This is a genomic window from Streptomyces sp. UH6 (assembly GCF_013421635.1).
Lineage (GTDB): Bacteria > Actinomycetota > Actinomycetes > Streptomycetales > Streptomycetaceae > Streptomyces > Streptomyces abyssomicinicus.
The window spans coordinates 1-1,882 of the sequence record NZ_JACADT010001062.1; the positions used below are offsets into that span (position 1 = coordinate 1).

The 1,882-nt window shown below is 73.5% G+C and carries 1 protein-coding gene and 1 pseudogene; both read left to right on the forward strand.

Annotation, left to right across the window (positions count from 1 at the left end):
- Nucleotides 1-312: pseudogene (locus HW445_RS29200) on the forward strand (hypothetical protein); the annotation flags it as partial.
- A gap of 178 nt (nucleotides 313-490) precedes the next feature.
- The coding region (locus HW445_RS29205; RefSeq protein WP_180223837.1) for a phenylacetate--CoA ligase family protein at nucleotides 491-1,882 on the forward strand (1,392 nt) is incomplete at its 3' end.

The window sequence follows — 1,882 nt, forward strand, 5'->3', positions numbered from 1 at the left end:
GGGGCCCCGCTGGAGACCGGCGCCTGGGGCGAGGACCTGCTGATCGTCGACTCGCCCAGCCCGGGTTCCGGCGAACGCTGGGACCCCGCCTCGCTCGGCCGCGCGCCCTCCGGTTCCTGGCTGCTCGCCGGCGGACTGGACCCGGACAACGTCGCCGAGGCGGTGGCCGGACTGCGGCCCTGGGGCGTCGACGTCTCCAGCGGTGTGGAGCGCGCCCGCGGGGTCAAGGACCCGGCGCTGATCGAGAAGTTCGTGACGGCGGCCAAGGCGGCCGGTGCGGCCACGGCGGGCGGGGCGGTGGCCGCGGGGTGAGGTGCCGGGTGACACACGGGGCTGCCTCCAAGAGCCAACCGGCTGTCACCTAAGGCGGATTGAGGGCACGGCGGGGCGGCCCGCAGTATCGGAGGGCCGTTTCCCGGACGCGTACGGGCGCACCAGGCGCACACCTGGTGCACGGCACTTCCGCATCCGCCGAACCACTGGGGGAACCATGTGGCTGCCCACGTCCGGGCGACACCGGGACTTCATCGAGCGCTACCTGACCCTGCACGACCGCTACACCGCCGGAGAGCTCCGTGAGGAGGAGTGGCGGCGGTGGGCCGAGGAACAGCTGCGCACGGTCGTCGCGCTCGCCCAGCAGGGCTCGCCCTTCTACGCCCGCCACCTCGCCGGTGTCCGGGCCGACGGGCTCACGCTCGACGGCCTGCGGCGGCTGCCCTTCACCACCAAGGACGACCTGCGCACCGCCATGCACGACGTCCTCAGCCGCGACCTCGACGAGGCGTGCTTCTACTACGAGACCACCGGCACCACCGGCCCCGCCACCCCCTGCCCGCGCGACCCGCGCGAGGTGATCGCCTCCAACGCGCACGTGACGGAGAGCTGGCGGAACATCTTCACCGACGTCTTCGGCGACCGCGCCCCGCGGGTCGGCGTGATGGGCCCCACCGAGGTGCACTCGCTGGGCGACACCCTCGGCGACGTGGCCCGCAACCTCGGATCCGCCGTCGCCAAGATCTGGCCGTACTCGCCCGTCATCGGCTTCCCGAAGGCGCTGCAGCTGCTCCGCGACCTCCGCCTGGACGTGGTGTTCTGCACCCCGAACGTGGCCCTGTCGCTGGCCAAGGCCGCGATCGAGGAGGGCCTCGACCCGCGCCGGGACTTCCACGTCAAGGTCTTCCTGGTCACCGGCGAGATGTGCACCCCCGACCTGGCCCGCCAGATCGACCAGGCCTGGGGCGCCCGTACCTACAACGCCCTCTACGGCGCCCAGGAGACCCTCGTCGTCGCCTCCGCCTGCGCGCACGGCCGGCTCCACCTGGCCCGGCCCAACTACGTCGCCGAACTGGTCGACCCGGACACCGGCGCCCCGCTCGGCGACACCGGCACCGGGGAACTCGTCGTCACCATGCTGATCGACGGCATCAAGCCGCTGATCCGCTACCGCACCGGCGACCTGGTCGAACTCCGCGCCAACGACTGCGGCTGCGGCATCCGCGGGCCCGTCGTGCGGGTCGTCGGCCGCACCCGCGACCGGATCGTCCTCGGCGGACACAGCTTCCAGGCCTGGCAGATCGAGCAGGCCGTCCTGGACGGCGTCGACCACGCCTACGGCTACCAGGTCGTCATCGAACGGGACGACACCGGCGAGGACCTGGTCACCGTCCGCCTCGACCTGCCCGGCGGCCCCGCCCCGGGGCAGCAGGCCGCGCACGCGGGACGGATCGCCGCCGCGCTCGGGGTGCGCTGCACCGTGGAGTTCCTGGACGAGCTCGACCCCGTCACCACCACCGGCGCCTTCGTCAGCTGGAAGGCCGCCCGCATCCACGACCGGCGCTACGCGTCGGACCACGAGACGGCCGCCGCCCGCCGGCTCGCCGGA